Source organism: Streptomyces sp. NPDC058985, assembly GCF_042740985.1.
Classification (GTDB): domain Bacteria; phylum Actinomycetota; class Actinomycetes; order Streptomycetales; family Streptomycetaceae; genus Streptomyces.
On the sequence record NZ_JBHYJX010000007.1, the window covers coordinates 152,917 to 167,882 of the forward strand.

A 14,966-nucleotide genomic window follows, 5' to 3' on the forward strand; every position below is an offset into this window, starting at 1 on the left:
TATACGCCGCATGTATACGCCCTGTGCAGAGTTCGTGCCCGGCGGTGCGGGACCGCAGGTCGGAGCCGATTGTCACGGTTCCGAAACTACGGAAGCCGCGCCTCCGCGAGATGCGGGGCGCGGCTCTTCGTCAGGGTCGGTCACGACTGCGGCGTGGGCCCCGGGCCGCCTCTCGGCGGGCGGCCCCTGCGCGGCAACGGCCCCGCGTCGCCGGGCAGCCGCCCGGCCTCGGCCAGCGCCCTGCGCAGCAGGAACTCGATCTGGGCGTTGGCCGAGCGCAGGTCCTCGCCCGCCCAGCGGGCCAGCGCCTCGTACACCTGGGGGTCCAGCCGCAGCAGTACCTGCTTGCGCTGCTGCGGCCGGCGCTTCGGGGTGGGGCCCCCGGACGGGGGGCCCTCGGGCGGCGAGCCCTCGGGCGGGGGCGTCACTGGTAGAGCGTCCCCGTGTTCAGGACCGGCTGGGCGGCGCGGTCCCCGCAGAGCACGACCATCAGGTTGGACACCATGGCCGCCTTCCGCTCGTCGTCCAGTTCCACGATGTCCTGCTCGCTGATCCGGGCGAGCGCGGCCTCGACCATGCCGACGGCGCCGTCCACGATCTGCCGCCGCGCCGCGACCACCGCGCCGGCCTGCTGCCGCTGGAGCATCGCCGAGGCGATCTCCGGTGCGTAGGCGAGGTGGGTGAAGCGGGACTCGATGATCTGCACGCCGGCCGCCTCCACGCGCGCGTGCAGTTCGACGGCGAGCTTCTCGGTGATCTCCTCCGCGTTGCCGCGCAGCGAGAGCCCGTCCTCCTCGTGGGCGTCGTACGGGTACTCGATGGCGATGTGCCGCACGGCCGCCTCGGTCTGGGTGGAGACGAACTCGACGTAGTCGTCCACCTCGAAGGTGGCCTGCGCGGTGTCCTCCACCCGCCACACCACGACCGCGGCCAGCTCGATCGGGTTGCCGTAGGCGTCGTTGACCTTCAGTACGGCCGTCTCGTGGTTGCGCACCCGGGTCGAGATCTTGGTGCGCGAGGTGAACGGGTTCACCCAGCGCAGCCCGTCCTGCCGGATCGTCCCCCGGTACCGGCCGAAGAGCTGCACCACGCGGGCCTCGCCCGGCGCGACCATGTTCAGCCCGCACATCGCGAGGAAGGCCGCGAGGGCGATCACGATGCCTCCGATGATGAGCCCGGCCTTCCCGCCGGTGGAGGACACCGCGGTGGCGGAGGCGATCAGGCCGGCGCCGGCGAGCAGGCCGACCAGCCCCAGCAGCAGCGCGAGGCCGCCGCCGATGCTGTGCGCCTGGTTCTCCCGTACGCGGGGTGCCGGCATCTCGGGCACATCCGCGGTGACCTGCGGGGCATCGTGCGTGGACATGGGTGGTCCCCCTTATCTTCGATCTAGCTAAGTGATATCACTTTACCCGAGAGCGGCAACCTTGAACCCCCTTCGAACGTCGGTTCCTAGGGAACGGGTGCTGATTCTCACGTCCGTACAAGGCCGGATCGGTAGCCGTTTGTCATATCTCCCGGTGTTAGCTTTCTGAGCTGACCTGAGCGACGAACCTGTGTGACGCGTGAGCGAGACGTGCACACGGATGACCGAAGCGGAGCGGATCGGACCCATGGGACGAGCGGAAGAGAGAAGAGCGCGACAGCGCGGTGGCCGCCGCGCGGCGCCCAAAAGCCGCCGTTCGTCGGGCGCGGGCCAGAAGAGCGGCATACGCCGCCTGTTCACCTGGAAGAAGATCGTCGGCACGTTCTTCGGCCTCTGCCTGCTCGGCATGGGCGCCTTCATCGTGCTGTACATGGTGATCGACATCCCCGAGGGCAACCCCGAGGCCGATCTCCAGAGCAACGTCTACAAGTACAGCGACGGCAGCGTCATGGCCCGCACGGGTGAGCGCAACCGCGAGATCGTGGACCTGGCCAAGGTGCCCAAGGACGTCCAGCGCAGCTTCGTCGCCGCCGAGAACAAGACCTTCTACGAGGACGCGGGCGTCGACCTCAAGGGGACCACGCGCGGCGTGCTCAACACGCTCTCCGGCAAGGGCGCGCAGGGCGGTTCGACGATCACCCAGCAGTACGTCAAGAACTACTACCTGTCCCAGGAACAGACCGTCTCCCGCAAGCTCAAGGAGCTGGTCATCTCCCTGAAGCTGGACCGGGAGAAGTCCAAGGACTACATCCTCGCCGGCTACATGAACACCAGCTACTACGGCCGCGGCGCCTACGGCATCCAGGCCGCCGCCCAGGCGTACTACCGCGTCGACGCCGAGGACCTGACGGTCGAGCAGGGCGCCTACCTCTCCGCGCTGCTCCAGGCCCCGAACCAGTACGACTGGGCGATCGCCAGCGAGACCGGCAAGAAGCTGGCCCAGGAGCGCTGGAACTACGTGCTGGACAACATGGTCGAGCAGAAGTGGCTGGGCGCGAGCGAGCGCCAGGGCATGACGTTCCCGGTGCCCAAGGCGCCCAAGGCCGCCGCCGGGATGGAGGGCCAGACCGGATACCTGGTGAAGGCGGCCAACTACACGCTCGAGAAGCAGCTCGTCGCCCAGGGCGCGGCCGAGGACATGAAACAGGCCGAGACCCTGGTGGAACTCGGTGGCTACACCGTCACCCTCAACATCGACAAGAAGAAGCAGGCCGCGCTGGAGGAGTCGGTCAAGGCCAAGCTCACCAGCAAGCTGGACCCGAAGAAGCGGGACGTCGACGCGGACGTCCAGGCCGGCGCCGTCTCCGTCGACCCGAAGACGGGCGGCGTCCTGGCGATGTACGGCGGCGTGGACTACGTGAAGCACTACACGAACAACGCCACCCGCGACGACTACCAGCCCGCCTCCACCTTCAAGCCGGTGATCCTCGCTGCCGCCGTCGACCAGGACGCCGAGACCCAGGACGGCGTGCCGATCACGGCCAACACGATGTACGACGGCACGAGCAGGCGTCCCGTGATGGACGGTGACCAGAAGGTCGGCTTCGCGCCCCCGAACGAGGACGACGTCGACTACGGCGACATCGACGTCCAGGAGGCGATGAACAAGTCCGTCAACTCCGTTTTCGCGCAGATGGGCGTCGACGTCGGCATGACCGAGGTCATGAAGGTCGCCTCCGCGCTCGGCATGAACACCGAAGGTGACGACCCCGTGCCCGCGCAGACCCTGGGCAGTATGGGGGCGAGCCCCCTGGAGATGGCCGGCGTCTACGCCACCCTCGACAACCACGGCAAGAAGGTCACCCCGCAGATCGTCAAGTCGGTCGAGCACAAGGACCGCACCATCGAGATACCCGAGGCCATCGGCGAGCAGGTGATCAGCGAGCAGGCCGCCGACACGGTGACCTCCGTGCTCACCGGCGTGGTCGACGACGGTACGGCCAGGACGTCCGTACGGGAGAACCCGCTGCGCGACGGCCAGCAGGTGGCCGGCAAGACCGGTACGTCCGACGACAACAAGTCGGCCTGGTTCACCGGCTTCACCCCCGGCCTGGTCACCTCGGTGGGTCTGTTCGGCGAGGACGACAAGACCCAGGACCACGTGCCCATGTACAACGCCGCCGGCGTCGACCACCGCGTCAACGGCGGTGGCCCCCCGGCGGAGATCTGGGCCGCGTACACCTTCGGCGTCATGGACGAGGTCACCAAGTTCGACCTGGACACCAAGCAGGGCGCAGCGGTGAAGCCGAGCAGGTCGCCGTCGGTCAGCCAGTCGCCGAGCCAGTCGCCGACGCAGGAGGAGACCCAGGAGGAGTCGCCCTCCCAGGAGCCGACGACCCAGGAGCCGTCGTCCGAGGCGCCGACGACCGAGGCCCCCTCCCAGTCACCGTCGCAGTCGCCGTCGAACAGCCCGTCCACCGAACCGCCGCCGGACGGCGGCGGGTCCGACGAGACAGGAGACCCGGAGGTCCCGGACGGCGACCGGCAGCAGCGATAGGGGGCCTCCCGCGGTGTTCGGGCGGTTCCCGCACGGGAGCCGCCCGAACGGGACGCCACGTCGACGTGCAGTCGTCAGCGGGTCATACGTAGCGGCGAGCGCGACGACGCTGTGCCGGTACGCTCATGTCGGCCTCCTGGCCGGCGCCCTTTCCAGGGGTGACGTCCCAGGCGCGAAGCTTCTCGGCGAGTTCGGCCAGCTTCTCGTCCTCGGGCCCGACGTCGATGGAGAAGAGCGCCTCGTCCGGGGTCCGGTCGTCGCCGCCCCAGGCGACGACGCCTTCGCAGTCCGCGAGGATGTCGCCGATCAGAAGCTCCTGAGTGGGGAAGAAGCCTCCGCGCTGACCGGGCGGGTAGTGGCCGGGGCGGATCTTCACGGCAGTACCGGAGGCGAGATTGGACTCGGCCTGCCGCTGGTGGACCGTGTCCGGCGCCTGCCAGCCGACGACGTCACCGCGGCGCAGCTCGTCGATCTCGTAGTGGAAACGACGTATCACGTGGGCGAGGACGGTCTCGACGTCGCCCATACGGACCTTGATGTCCACACCGGTGCCCGGCACGGGCCGGGTGTAGATGCTGCCCCGGCTGTCGGTGACCTTCTCCATCTCCCATCCGTTCAGGGACCTTCGCCCGGCCAGGGCATGGTCTCTGCGCTCCCGGGCGCGCTTCACGGCCGCACGGACGGCGTCCTTGGTCGGTTTGCCGTCCTGCGCGTAGCCCGGGCGGACCATCGCCTGTGATCCCAGTACCGCGCCGACGGCGACGGCGGTGCCGCGGAACAGGGCCGTGCGACGGGACATACGTGTGGTCACGTGGTCTTCTCCTTCTTGTCGTTGTGTGCTTCGGCGAAGCTGAAGGCGGTCAGGAGGAAGGCGGAGACACCGAGCAGCCCGAAGACCGGAGTGACGTAGCCCGGCACCGCGACGTCATGGGTCTCGCCGTCGTCTGCGACGCACCCGAAGGCGGGGGGGAGGTAGGTCGCCTCGTAGGCCACGAGCTTCCGCCCGTTCAGTGCCTCGTGGCAGGCGTCCGCCTGTCCGCTCTCGTCCAGTACCGCCAGGTGCAGGACGCCCCAGGTGTACATGCCGACCGCGCAGGCGCCGGCCACCAGACCGCCGGTCCGCAGCCCGGCCGTCAGACCGCGGTGTCTGCCGCGAAGAGTGCGGATGCCGCGGACGATGCCGAAGACACCGAGGCCTGTGGTGGCGACGAGTCCGGCGAAGGCCAGGACGATGACTGTGGCCGGGTCGTGTCCGGCGAACGGGGCGTCTGGTGCCATGGCTCCTGTCCTGCCTCACATGTTCCGGGAGATGGAGTGGTACTTCTCCAGCACGTAGTACAACGGCATCCGCTTCTTGGCGTCGGTGAAGGCCGGCTCGAACGGCCCCTGGTAGCGGCGCAGGACCTCGTAGATCTCGTTGTCGGTGTACGACAGGGTGGGCTGGCGCAGCGCCGGTGAGTCGTCGTCGCCGCCGGGCTTCCCGTCGATGTCCCACCGGTCGATCATGACGACGCTGGTCAGTGCGAACTCCTCGTCGTCACGGGCCTTCTTCCAGACGTCGTACTTGTCCTGGTCGCTGGCCGGGTCACGGTAGGGCTGCCCCGTCGCGTAGCCCTTGTCCAAGGCGTGGTTCCACGCGGGAATCAGGGTTTGGGCGCGCTGCTGAGCGATCCCGGTGGAAGGGTCCTGTGCGAGGAACTTGCCGGTGGTGTTGAAGGTGCTGATGACGGCGAGTTCGGCGGCCTCGTCCACCGGGTCGATGTGTCGCATTTCCCAGTAGGCGGTGGCCTGGATCAGGGCCTTGCGCAAGTTGTGCCTGTTGGACAGGCTCGTGATCAGCTCGTCGTGCTCGACGCAGACGGTGTCGAAGCACTTCCAGTGCTGGTAGGTGCGGGTGCCTCCGTCGTTGGGATACCCGATGGACTCCATGTACTTGCCGACGTCCGTCATCATGGCGTCGACGAGCCCGGAGTCGAGCCGCACGTCCGCCTTGACCGCACGAGGCGGATCGAAGGACCCTTGGCCGGTGTCCCGGCCGGAAGCGATGTTGTTGTCGAGGTTGATCGCTCCGGCGCCCGAGCCGATGGTGCGGGTGACGATCTGGTCGTAGGCCCAGTCCGGGGGCAACGGGTAGCCGAAGTTTCCGGAGAAGCCGGACGACATGTCGGACACGAACGACGCCGTGGAGTGACCGGCCTCGCCCACGCGGGTGCACACGTTGCGCGGACCGTACACGCCGATCTCGAACCGGTTGCCGTCGTCGGCCACGGCGTCCTCGATGCCCTTGAAGTGGGGGAGGACGTTGTTGGTGACCTGGTGGTCGAGGGCGTCGAAGTCGACGGCGAAGTAGATCCTCGTCCCGCGCCTGAAACCGTGGTCGAGGGCCGCGTTGATGGCGGCCTGCGCCGCGGCGCGGCCGAGCGGGTAGCTGAAGCCGTCGGCTCCGCGTCCGTAGGTCTGATAGATCGGGTAGCAGCGCAGACCGTTGTCGGCGATCGTCTGCAACTCACCCGGCTGGATGGCCTTCTCGGCGGTGCTGCCGCTCGGCGTGGGATCGGGGTTGGTCAGGTAGCGGCCGACATACGTGATGCCATGGGCCTTCAGCGTCTCGGCACGAGCCGGGGTGATCTTGGTGACGCCGTCGCAGGCTTCGCCTCTGCGGCTCTGGTCGCCGTAGGAGACCAGAAGAGACGCCCAGGTGGAGAAGTCTCCGATGCCGGTGACGGGCAGCTTGACGAACGACTGGAACTTCTCGGTTTCGGTCTTCACCGTGGCGGTGAAGTTACCGAAGGGCACCGGCCGCCTGTTCAGGATCATCGCGGCGGTGAACAGCGACGCCCAGGTGCCGGCCGTACCGGCGGCAACGGTGTGCTGCCTCAAGCCGGCCTGTGTGCCGGGCCCGAAGACACCGTTGGCGACACCGTCGGCCATACCGAGTTCGTACTGGATGGCCAGAAGCATCGACTTCGACACATCACGGGAGTTGTGGCCGTCGCAGGGGATGAGGTAGAAGTCCTGCCGGTCGACGTAACGCCAGTTGAGCCACTGCTGAATGCTGCGGATGGCCTCGGAACCGCCGTTCACCACGACGTAGGCGTCCATGTTCAGCAAGCCCTTGACGACCTTCGGCTCCAGGCTGCCGCCCGGGAACTTGCCGTCTACGCCCATGTTGGCCTTGAGATCCGTCACGCCGCTCTCGACGCGGGAGTTGTACGTCCCGTCGATCTCACCGCCGTCGTAACCCTTGCAGTACAGCGCGGACTGGATGATGCGGCAAAAGTTGGCCGAGGGCACTGTGGAAGCGTCCAGCTTCGGAAACTTTGACCGCAGTGTGCTCAGGGTCGTGGGGCCGAAGTTGTTTGACAGAGAGGAGATGCCCATTTCGTACTGGAGAGCTCTGGTGAGGGCGTACATGACGGGCCAGCCGGTCCGGCCGTTCTCCTCCAGCTTGGATATGCCCAGGGTCGCACCGTCGTTGTACGTCGTGTTCACGAACTTTTGGGCACGCAGCACCATCTCGTCGGCCACTAAATCTCTCCTTTGCAGGGTGTGAGTGAGGTGGAACATGCCCGTCCAGTGGACGGGTGGGGCGAAATAATTCGTGGCACAGGACTCTGCGGCGCGGTCAGGATCCGCAGCTGCGCAGGACCAGGCGCTGTGATGGCGCAGGCCGCCCGGTACGAGTCCTGTGAACGTTTCTGCAAATGCCTGAAGTTGGCGCTGCCCGGCGTGCGGGCATCGTGCAGGAGCTGCTCAGCGCCAAAATTTTGCAGGGCGCACACACATGATCAAGTCCGAAATGACGTCATGTGGCTTTTGTGATCCGTATGTGAAGGTCTTCGTAATGCGAAGGTGACCGCACTGATATGGAGAGTGTGCACAACTGTCAGCAGGGCTGCAGCGTCCGCGCGTTGCTCAACCAGCGTTTTGCAAACGCACGTCGGCTGGTCAATGAGCCTTTTGGTGGTTCAGTCGGGCTGTGTTTAGGATGACGGCTGCTCAGGTGACCCTGTCCGTGCATCACCATCGGACCGTGCAAAAGGGTTGTCTTCTCGTTCCTTGCCTGGGCGGAAATATGCCGGGCAGATTCCCTGACCGACCCCTTCTGAAGAAGAGAAGATTTCATGCGTACTTTCGTCCGCGCCTGTCTGACCGGCTGTGCGGCAGCCCTGCTGGCGGTTACGACTTCGACCTCGGCCCACGCCGGCGAAGACATCGCCGTGTTCGCTCCCGCCGACTGGAACGAGGCCCCGAAGGACACGTGGGGCGGGAAGGCCAACTTCAAGGCATACGGGGAAATACTGTCCATCACTGACATGTCGAGTGACGGCCACTCCGTCGTCGCCGTCATCACGTACCCGGGAGGGGGCACCCAGTACTGGTGGAACAGCAACGGCGCCGGCACGACGAGAAAGGTCGACCTGGAGATCGCGGAGAACGGGGCCGTATACCTCAGGGCCTGTCTCGCTGAGTGGTCCGGGACTCCCACCGGGGGAATCATGTGGGACAAGTGCGGCTCGGGGTCTCAGGGCTCTGCCTGAGCCGACGGAGGTTCGGGTACGGAGCGACTCATCCGCTCCGTACCCGCCGGATTGATGTCTCAGCCGCGGTTCAGCTCGAACCACACCACCTTGCCCGTGCTCAGCCGGGTCGCGCCCCAGCGCCGGGCCAGCCGGTTCACCAGGTACAGCCCGCGCCCGCCCTCGTCGGTGGCGCGCGCCTGCCGCAGCCGGGGCAGCTGGGGCACGTCGTCGCCGACCTCGCAGCGCAGCACGTCCGTGCGCAGCAGCCGCAGGGTGACCGGCCGGGAGGCGTACCGCACGGCGTTGGTCACCACCTCGCTGACGAGCAGCTCCACGGCGTCCGTGAGGTCCTCCATGCCCCAGCGGGCCAGCGCGCGCCGGGCCAGCCGACGGGCCCGGCCGGGCGCCGCGTCCTCCGGGTCCAGGAACCAGTACGCCACGTCGCTGGGCGCGATGCCGTCGAAGCGGGCGGCGAGCAGCGCGATGTCGTCGTCCCGGTCGCCGGGGCCGAGCATGTCGAGGACCTCGTCGCACAGGGCTTCCAGGGGCGGCGGATGGTCCGGGCCGGTGAGCTGCGCGGTCGCCGCGAGGCGCTCCCGCAGCTGCTCTATGCCGGTCCACACGTCCCGCAGCCGGGACTCGACCAGCCCGTCCGTGTAGAGGAGCAGGGTCGCGCCGGCGGGGGCGTCCAGCTCCACGGCCTCGAAGTCCACGCCGCCCACGCCGATCGGGGCGCCGGCCGGCACCCGCAGCACCTCGGCGTGGCCGCCCAGGTGCAGGAGGACGGGCGGCGGATGGCCGGCGTTGGCGACGGTGATGCGGTGCGACACCGGGTCGTACACCGCGTAGAGGCAGGTCGCCATGCGGTCGGTGCCCAGGCGCTGGGCCTGCTCGTCGAGGTGGTGCAGCACCTCCTGCGGGGGCAGGTCGAGCCCGGCCAGAGTCTGCGCGGTGGTCCGCAGCTGGCCCATGATGGCCGCCGACGTCATGGAGTGGCCCATCACGTCCCCGACGACCAGCGCGACCCGGCTGCCGGGCAGCGGGATGGCGTCGTACCAGTCGCCGCCGACCCGCGCGGTCTCGGCGGCCGGGAGGTAGCGGGAGGCCAGCCGTACGCCGGTGCAGCGCGGCAGGTTCTCCGGGAGCATCGTGCGCTGCAGCTCGTCGGCGATGTACGCCTCACGCCCGTACAGCACCGCCTTGTCGATGCCGAGGGCGCTGTGCGTGGCCAGCTGCGCGGCGACCAGCAGGTCGTCGGCCTCGAAGGCGACGCGCTCCGGGCCGCGCAGGAACAGGGCGGCGCCGATCACGCGGCGCCGGCCGCGCAGCGGCGCGAGGATCGCCCGGCGGCCGTCGGGCACGGCGAACTCGCCTCCGTCGCCGAGCAGTTCCGGCAGCGCGGCGCGGGCGGCCGGGGTGTCCGTGAAGACCGGACGGACCCCGCGCAGCACCTCGGCGAGCGCGCTGCCCGGCCGTACCTCGCACAGTTCGGAGCCGACCGCCTCCAGCTCGGAGGGTTCCGGCTGGGCGGCCGGGACGAAGCCGCCCTCGGTGTCCCGCTCGGCCGGTATCCGGTCGGTGCGCCGCAGCCGCAGCACCAGCGGGCCGGTGGGGCGCTCGTCGCCGACCGGCAGTGGCTCGCGCAGGTAGACGAGGATCGCGTCGGCGAACGTCGGCACGGTGGCCCGGCACAGGCCCATCACGATCTCGTCCAGGTCCATGCCCCGGGCGATCCGCCGGGTCGCGGCTCCCACGAACCGCAGCCGGTCCCCGTCCCGCCGCATCGGCGTGGGCTGCCCGGGCGCGGTGGGCTGCCCGGTCCGCCGCTCCGGCTCCGGTGCGGCCCGGCGGTCCGTACCGGGCGGCGGCGCGGGCGCGGACGGCACGCCGCCCGGCTGCACCGGGACGCCCTCGGCCGCGGGCCGCGGGCGGTGCGTGTCGGGCTCGGCGGCCTGCTCGGCAACCGGCTGGGCGTGCTCGTAGGCGCCGGGGGAGTCGGTGGCCGCCGTGGGCGGTGTCTCTCCCGCGCGTCCCTGTGCCGGTAACGCGGACCCGGAGGCGCGCGGCTCCACGGGGGTACGCATGAGCGCCCCGCGGGGATCCGTGGGGTCGGCGCCCGTCATCGGGCGGTCGAAGGAGGTCGGGTGCTCCGTCACGCGTGTCGAATCCATCCGTCCGGGACTGCGCGCGGCGCGTGCAGTTCGTCCCGCAGAAATCCCGATACCCGGAATACGTGCCCGAGGAACGGGGTTCCCGCGTGGTCAGAGGCTGTTGCTGTGTCACCGGCGGGCCGTCGGCGGCCCGTCTCCCTGTTGCCCTCGTACCCCTCGCTCACGTCCTGCCGCCCCTCGGTGACGATCGGTCAAGCACAGCGCACGCTCCGCCGGTTGCCGTTGCCGCGCTCCCTTGCGGAGGACGATCCTACGTTTCTTGCCCGGGGGCACTTCAAGGGTCTCATGAGGACACGTGCGCGGGCGTGCGATCCCAGTCCCCCGGCAGCGACGGTACCGCCCACGCCGGATCGGGGCGCCAGTCCTCCCAGCCGTCGGAGAACGGCGAGCCCCAGGCGCGGATCTCCGCGACCGCGGCCCGGCCCGCCGCCCGCACCCGCTCGGCCTGCCCGGCGTCCATCAGCCGGTCCCGCAGGGCCTGCGCGAACTCGTCCTCGTCCCGCCAGTACCAGGTGCGGTCCGGGTGGACGGAGATGTCCAGGAAGTGGTCCTCGGAGTCGACACCGCCCTCCCAACGGGTCAGCGGCTCCTCCAGGTTCACGTACCAGTTCTTGAACCGCCAGCCCGGATCCCAGAACAGCCACACCGACCAGGGCTCGCCGGGCCGCGCCAGCTTCAGCACCCCGGTGCCGAACCACCGGTCGCGCTGCACGGTGCGCGGCTTGGTGTAGCGCGAGGCCAGCGGCTCCAGGTGCACGGGCGTACCGTCGGCGAGCACCGGCTTCACGCACTCGGTGCCGGGCGCGAGCCAGACCGCGAGCAGGTCGGCGTCGTCCCGTACGACGGTGACGGGGCGCGCGATGTGGAAGCGCGGGCCGCCGTTCTCCCGGTACCGCCACAGGATGTGACTCCCGGGCTCCCAGAACTCCGCCGGGGCCGCCGCACCGCCCGCCTCCGTGGCCTCGCTCACCGCTTCACCGTCTGCCATGCACAGATATTAGGTGCCGTGGCCATCCGGCGCGCCGAAGATCGTGAGAGCGTCCGCGTTCGCGAGGGCGGCCGGGCCGCGGACGGGTCGTCACGGCGGCCGGGCCGCGGACGGGTCTTGACGGTGGTCAGGTCACGGGTCAGGTCACGGACGGGTCATCCGCAGTACGTCCAGCGCCTCGTCCAGCTGCTCGCCGGTGAGGTCGCCGCGCTCGACGTACCCGCCCTCCAGGACGGCCTGACGGATCGTCTTCCGCTCGGCCAGCGCCTTCTTCGCGACCTTCGCCGCCTCCTCGTACCCGATGTACTTGTTGAGCGGAGTGACCACGGAGGGCGAGGACTCGGCGTACTCGCGGGCCCGGTCCCGGTGGGCGGTGACGCCGTCCACGGTCCGGTCGGCGAGCAGCCGCGAGACGTTGGCGAGCAGCCGCACCGACTCCAGTACGTTCTTGGCGATGACCGGCAGCATGACGTTCAGCTCGAAGTTGCCGGCCGCGCCCGCCGCCGCGACGGTCGCGTCGTTGCCGGTGACCTGGGCGGCGACCATGAGGACGGCCTCGGGGATCACCGGGTTGACCTTGCCGGGCATGATGGACGAGCCGGGCTGGAGGTCGGGCAGCGAGATCTCCGCCAGCCCCGTCCGCGGGCCGGACGCCATCCACCGCAGGTCGTTCGCGATCTTTGTCAGCCCGACGCCGATGGTCCGCAGCTGTCCGCTCGTCTCGACGATGCCGTCCCGGGCGCCCTGTGCCTCGAAGTGGTCGCGTGCCTCCGTCAGCGGCAGCCCGGTCGCGCGGGCCACCTCCTCGATGACGGCGGCGGAGAAGCCGGGCGGGGTGTTGATGCCGGTGCCGACGGCGGTGCCGCCCAGCGGCAGCTCGGCGAGGCGGGGGAGCGAGGCGTTGAGCCGCTCGACGCCGTACCGCACCTGCGCCGCGTACCCGCCGAACTCCTGGCCCAGGGTGACCGGCGTCGCGTCCATCAGGTGCGTACGCCCGGACTTCACCACGTCGGCGAATTCCTCCGCCTTGCGCTCCAGGGCGGCCGCGAGGTGGTCGAGGGCCGGGATCAGGTCGCGGGTGACGGCGGCGGTGGCGGCGATGTGGATCGAGGACGGGAAGACGTCGTTGGACGACTGGGAGGCGTTGACGTGGTCGTTGGGGTGCACGTCGCGGCCGAGGCGCTCGGTGGCCAGGGTGGCGAGGACCTCGTTGGTGTTCATGTTGGACGAGGTGCCGGACCCCGTCTGGAACACGTCGACCGGGAAGTGCTCGTCCCACCTGCCCTCGGCGACCTCACCGGCCGCCTCCTGGATCGCGGCGGCGACGTCCTTGTCCAGGACCCCCAGTTCGGCGTTGACCTTCGCCGCCGCGCCCTTGATCCGGGCCAGCGCCTCGATGTGGGCGCGCTCGATCCGCTGACCGGAGACCGGGAAGTTCTCGACGGCGCGCTGCGTCTGCGCCCGCCACTTGGCGTCCGCGGGGACGCGGACCTCGCCCATGGAGTCGTGCTCGATGCGGTAGTCGCTCATACCGGGTACAGCGTGCGGGGCGGTGCGGATGTTCCGGCACCGCCCCGTTCGTGACCGCCTAGGCGAGGCCGGGGCCCCGCACCGGAATGCTCGTGAACGTCGGCGCGGGCGCCGGGTCCTGGAAGAAGTCGTTGCCCTTGTCGTCCACCACGACGAACGCCGGGAAGTCCTCCACCTCGATCTTCCAGACCGCCTCCATGCCGAGTTCCTCGTACTCGACGACCTCGACCTTCTTGATGCAGTCCTGCGCGAGCCGCGCGGCCGGCCCGCCGATGGAGCCGAGGTAGAAGCCGCCGTGCGCGTCGCACGCGTCGGTGACCTGCTTGCTCCGGTTGCCCTTGGCCAGCATCACCTTGGAGCCGCCCGCCGCCTGGAACTGCTCGACGTAGGAGTCCATCCGCCCGGCGGTGGTCGGACCGAAGGAGCCGGAGGCGTAGCCCTCGGGGGTCTTCGCCGGGCCCGCGTAGTACACCGGGTGGTCCTTCAGGTACTGCGGCATCTCCTCGCCCGCGTCCAGCCGCTCCTTGATCTTGGCGTGCGCGATGTCGCGGGCCACGACCAGCGGACCGGTCAGGGAGAGCCGGGTCTTGACCGGGTGCCTGGTCAGCTCGGCGAGGATGTCGTCCATGGGCCGGCTGAGGTCGATCTTGACGACGTCCCCCGCCTCGTCCAGCTGCTCGTCCGTCGTCTCCGGCAGGAACCGCGCCGGGTCGGTCTCCAGCTGCTCCAGGAACACACCTTCGGCGGTGATCTTCGCGACCGCCTGCCGGTCCGCCGAGCACGACACGGCGATGGCGACCGGGCAGGAGGCCCCGTGCCGCGGCAGCCGCACCACGCGCACGTCGTGGCAGAAGTACTTGCCGCCGAACTGCGCGCCGATGCCGATCTTCTGCGTCAGCTCGAAGACCTTCTCCTCCAGGTCCTTGTCCCGGAAGCCGTGCCCGAGCGCCGAACCCTCGGCGGGGATCTCGTCCAGGTAGTGCGCGGAGGCGTACTTCGCGGTCTTCAGCGCGTACTCGGCCGACGTCCCGCCGACGACGATCGCCAGGTGGTACGGCGGGCAGGCGGCCGTACCGAGCGAGCGGATCTTCTCCTCCAGGAACTTCATCATGGAGGACTCGTTGAGGACGGCCTTCGTCTCCTGGTAGAGGAACGACTTGTTGGCCGAGCCGCCGCCCTTCGCCATGAACAGGAACTTGTAGGCGCCGCCGTCGGTCGCGTACAGCTCGATCTGGGCGGGGAGGTTGGAGCCGGTGTTCTTCTCCTCCCACATGGTGAGCGGAGCCATCTGCGAGTAGCGCAGGTTCAGGTTCTGGTAGGCGTCGTGGATGCCGCGGCTCAGGGCCGCCTCGTCGCCGCCCTCGGTGAGCACGTTCTGGCCGCGCTTGCCCATGACGATGGCCGTGCCGGTGTCCTGGCACATGGGCAGCACGCCCGCCGCCGCGATGTTCGCGTTCTTCAGGAGGTCCAGCGCGACGAACTTGTCGTTGCCCGACGCCTCGGGGTCGTCGACGATGCGGCGCAGCTGCGCGAGGTGGGCGGGGCGCAGGTAGTGCTGGATGTCGTGGATGGCCTCCTCGGCCAGCTTGCGCAGCGCCTCCGGCTCCACCTTGAGGAAGGTCCGCCCGTCGGCCTCGAAGGTGGACACGCCCTCGGCGGTCACCAGCCGGTACGGAGTGGTGTCCTCGCCCTGGGGGAGCAGGTCGGTGTACGCGAACTCAGGCATCTCGCCCATTCCTCACTAGACATCGCGCGCGGCTGGATTTCGCTGGATCTCTCAGCAACGACGGCTGGCCTCCGTTGGCAGCGCCAACCAGCGTAGAACCTGCCCGGC

General features: G+C 69.4%; 11 protein-coding genes. 2 read left to right on the plus strand and 9 right to left on the minus strand.

Translation table 11 applies throughout. The annotated features are described in order from the left end of the window. Positions 1 to 140: 140 nt before the first annotated feature. Positions 141 to 428: a hypothetical protein gene (locus ACFW01_RS08795; RefSeq protein WP_234954987.1), complete on the minus strand. Its 288-nt coding sequence runs from the start codon at positions 426 to 428 to the stop codon at positions 141 to 143. Beyond that, positions 425 to 1,363: an SPFH domain-containing protein gene (locus ACFW01_RS08800; protein WP_384502702.1), complete on the minus strand. Its 939-nt coding sequence runs from the start codon at positions 1,361 to 1,363 to the stop codon at positions 425 to 427. Before ACFW01_RS08800 ends, ACFW01_RS08795 begins: the two co-directional genes overlap by 4 nt. Before the next feature lie 247 nt (positions 1,364 to 1,610). On the opposite strand from ACFW01_RS08800, the gene ACFW01_RS08805 reads away from it, so the two are divergent. Then, complete coding sequence (locus ACFW01_RS08805; protein WP_384502703.1) at positions 1,611 to 3,920, plus strand: transglycosylase domain-containing protein; 2,310 nt, start codon at positions 1,611 to 1,613, stop codon at positions 3,918 to 3,920. Between the two features lie 82 nt (positions 3,921 to 4,002). Here ACFW01_RS08805 and ACFW01_RS08810 read toward each other — a convergent pair whose 3' ends face one another. Genes ACFW01_RS08810 through ACFW01_RS08820 form a run of 3 tightly spaced genes read right to left on the minus strand, consistent with a single transcriptional unit; the run spans position 4,003 to position 7,448 of the window. Next, the gene (locus tag ACFW01_RS08810) at positions 4,003 to 4,731 is read right to left on the minus strand and encodes a hypothetical protein (protein ID WP_384502704.1); all 729 of its coding nucleotides are present in this window, start codon (positions 4,729 to 4,731) and stop codon (positions 4,003 to 4,005) included. Then, positions 4,728 to 5,198, minus strand: coding sequence for a hypothetical protein (locus ACFW01_RS08815; RefSeq protein WP_384502705.1), 471 nt, complete (start codon positions 5,196 to 5,198; stop codon positions 4,728 to 4,730). The genes ACFW01_RS08810 and ACFW01_RS08815 overlap by 4 nt, the downstream gene beginning before the upstream one ends. A 15-nt stretch (positions 5,199 to 5,213) precedes the next feature. Beyond that, positions 5,214 to 7,448, minus strand: coding sequence for a glycoside hydrolase domain-containing protein (locus tag ACFW01_RS08820; protein ID WP_384502706.1), 2,235 nt, complete (start codon positions 7,446 to 7,448; stop codon positions 5,214 to 5,216). A 596-nt stretch (positions 7,449 to 8,044) separates the two neighbouring features. On the opposite strand from ACFW01_RS08820, the gene ACFW01_RS08825 reads away from it, so the two are divergent. After that, positions 8,045 to 8,461, plus strand: a complete 417-nt coding sequence (locus ACFW01_RS08825) for a hypothetical protein (RefSeq protein WP_384502707.1) — start codon at positions 8,045 to 8,047, stop codon at positions 8,459 to 8,461. Positions 8,462 to 8,520: 59 nt separating this feature from the next. On the opposite strand, the gene ACFW01_RS08830 is transcribed toward ACFW01_RS08825, so the two are convergent. The 4 genes from ACFW01_RS08830 to ACFW01_RS08845 all read right to left on the minus strand — a co-directional run bounded on the left by ACFW01_RS08830 (position 8,521) and on the right by ACFW01_RS08845 (position 14,858). Then, on the minus strand, positions 8,521 to 10,614 hold the full coding sequence (locus ACFW01_RS08830) for a SpoIIE family protein phosphatase (RefSeq protein ID WP_384502708.1): 2,094 nt from the start codon (positions 10,612 to 10,614) through the stop codon (positions 8,521 to 8,523). 283 nt (positions 10,615 to 10,897) lie between these two features. Continuing rightward, complete coding sequence (locus ACFW01_RS08835) at positions 10,898 to 11,602, minus strand: DUF402 domain-containing protein (RefSeq protein WP_234954971.1); 705 nt, start codon at positions 11,600 to 11,602, stop codon at positions 10,898 to 10,900. 144 nt (positions 11,603 to 11,746) lie between these two features. Next, positions 11,747 to 13,132 carry a class II fumarate hydratase gene (locus ACFW01_RS08840; RefSeq protein WP_234954969.1) on the minus strand — a complete coding sequence of 462 codons (1,386 nt, stop codon included), beginning with the start codon at positions 13,130 to 13,132 and terminating at the stop codon, positions 11,747 to 11,749. Between the two features lie 58 nt (positions 13,133 to 13,190). Beyond that, the gene (locus ACFW01_RS08845) at positions 13,191 to 14,858 is read right to left on the minus strand and encodes a fumarate hydratase (RefSeq protein WP_384502709.1); all 1,668 of its coding nucleotides are present in this window, start codon (positions 14,856 to 14,858) and stop codon (positions 13,191 to 13,193) included. Positions 14,859 to 14,966: the final 108 nt, after the last annotated feature.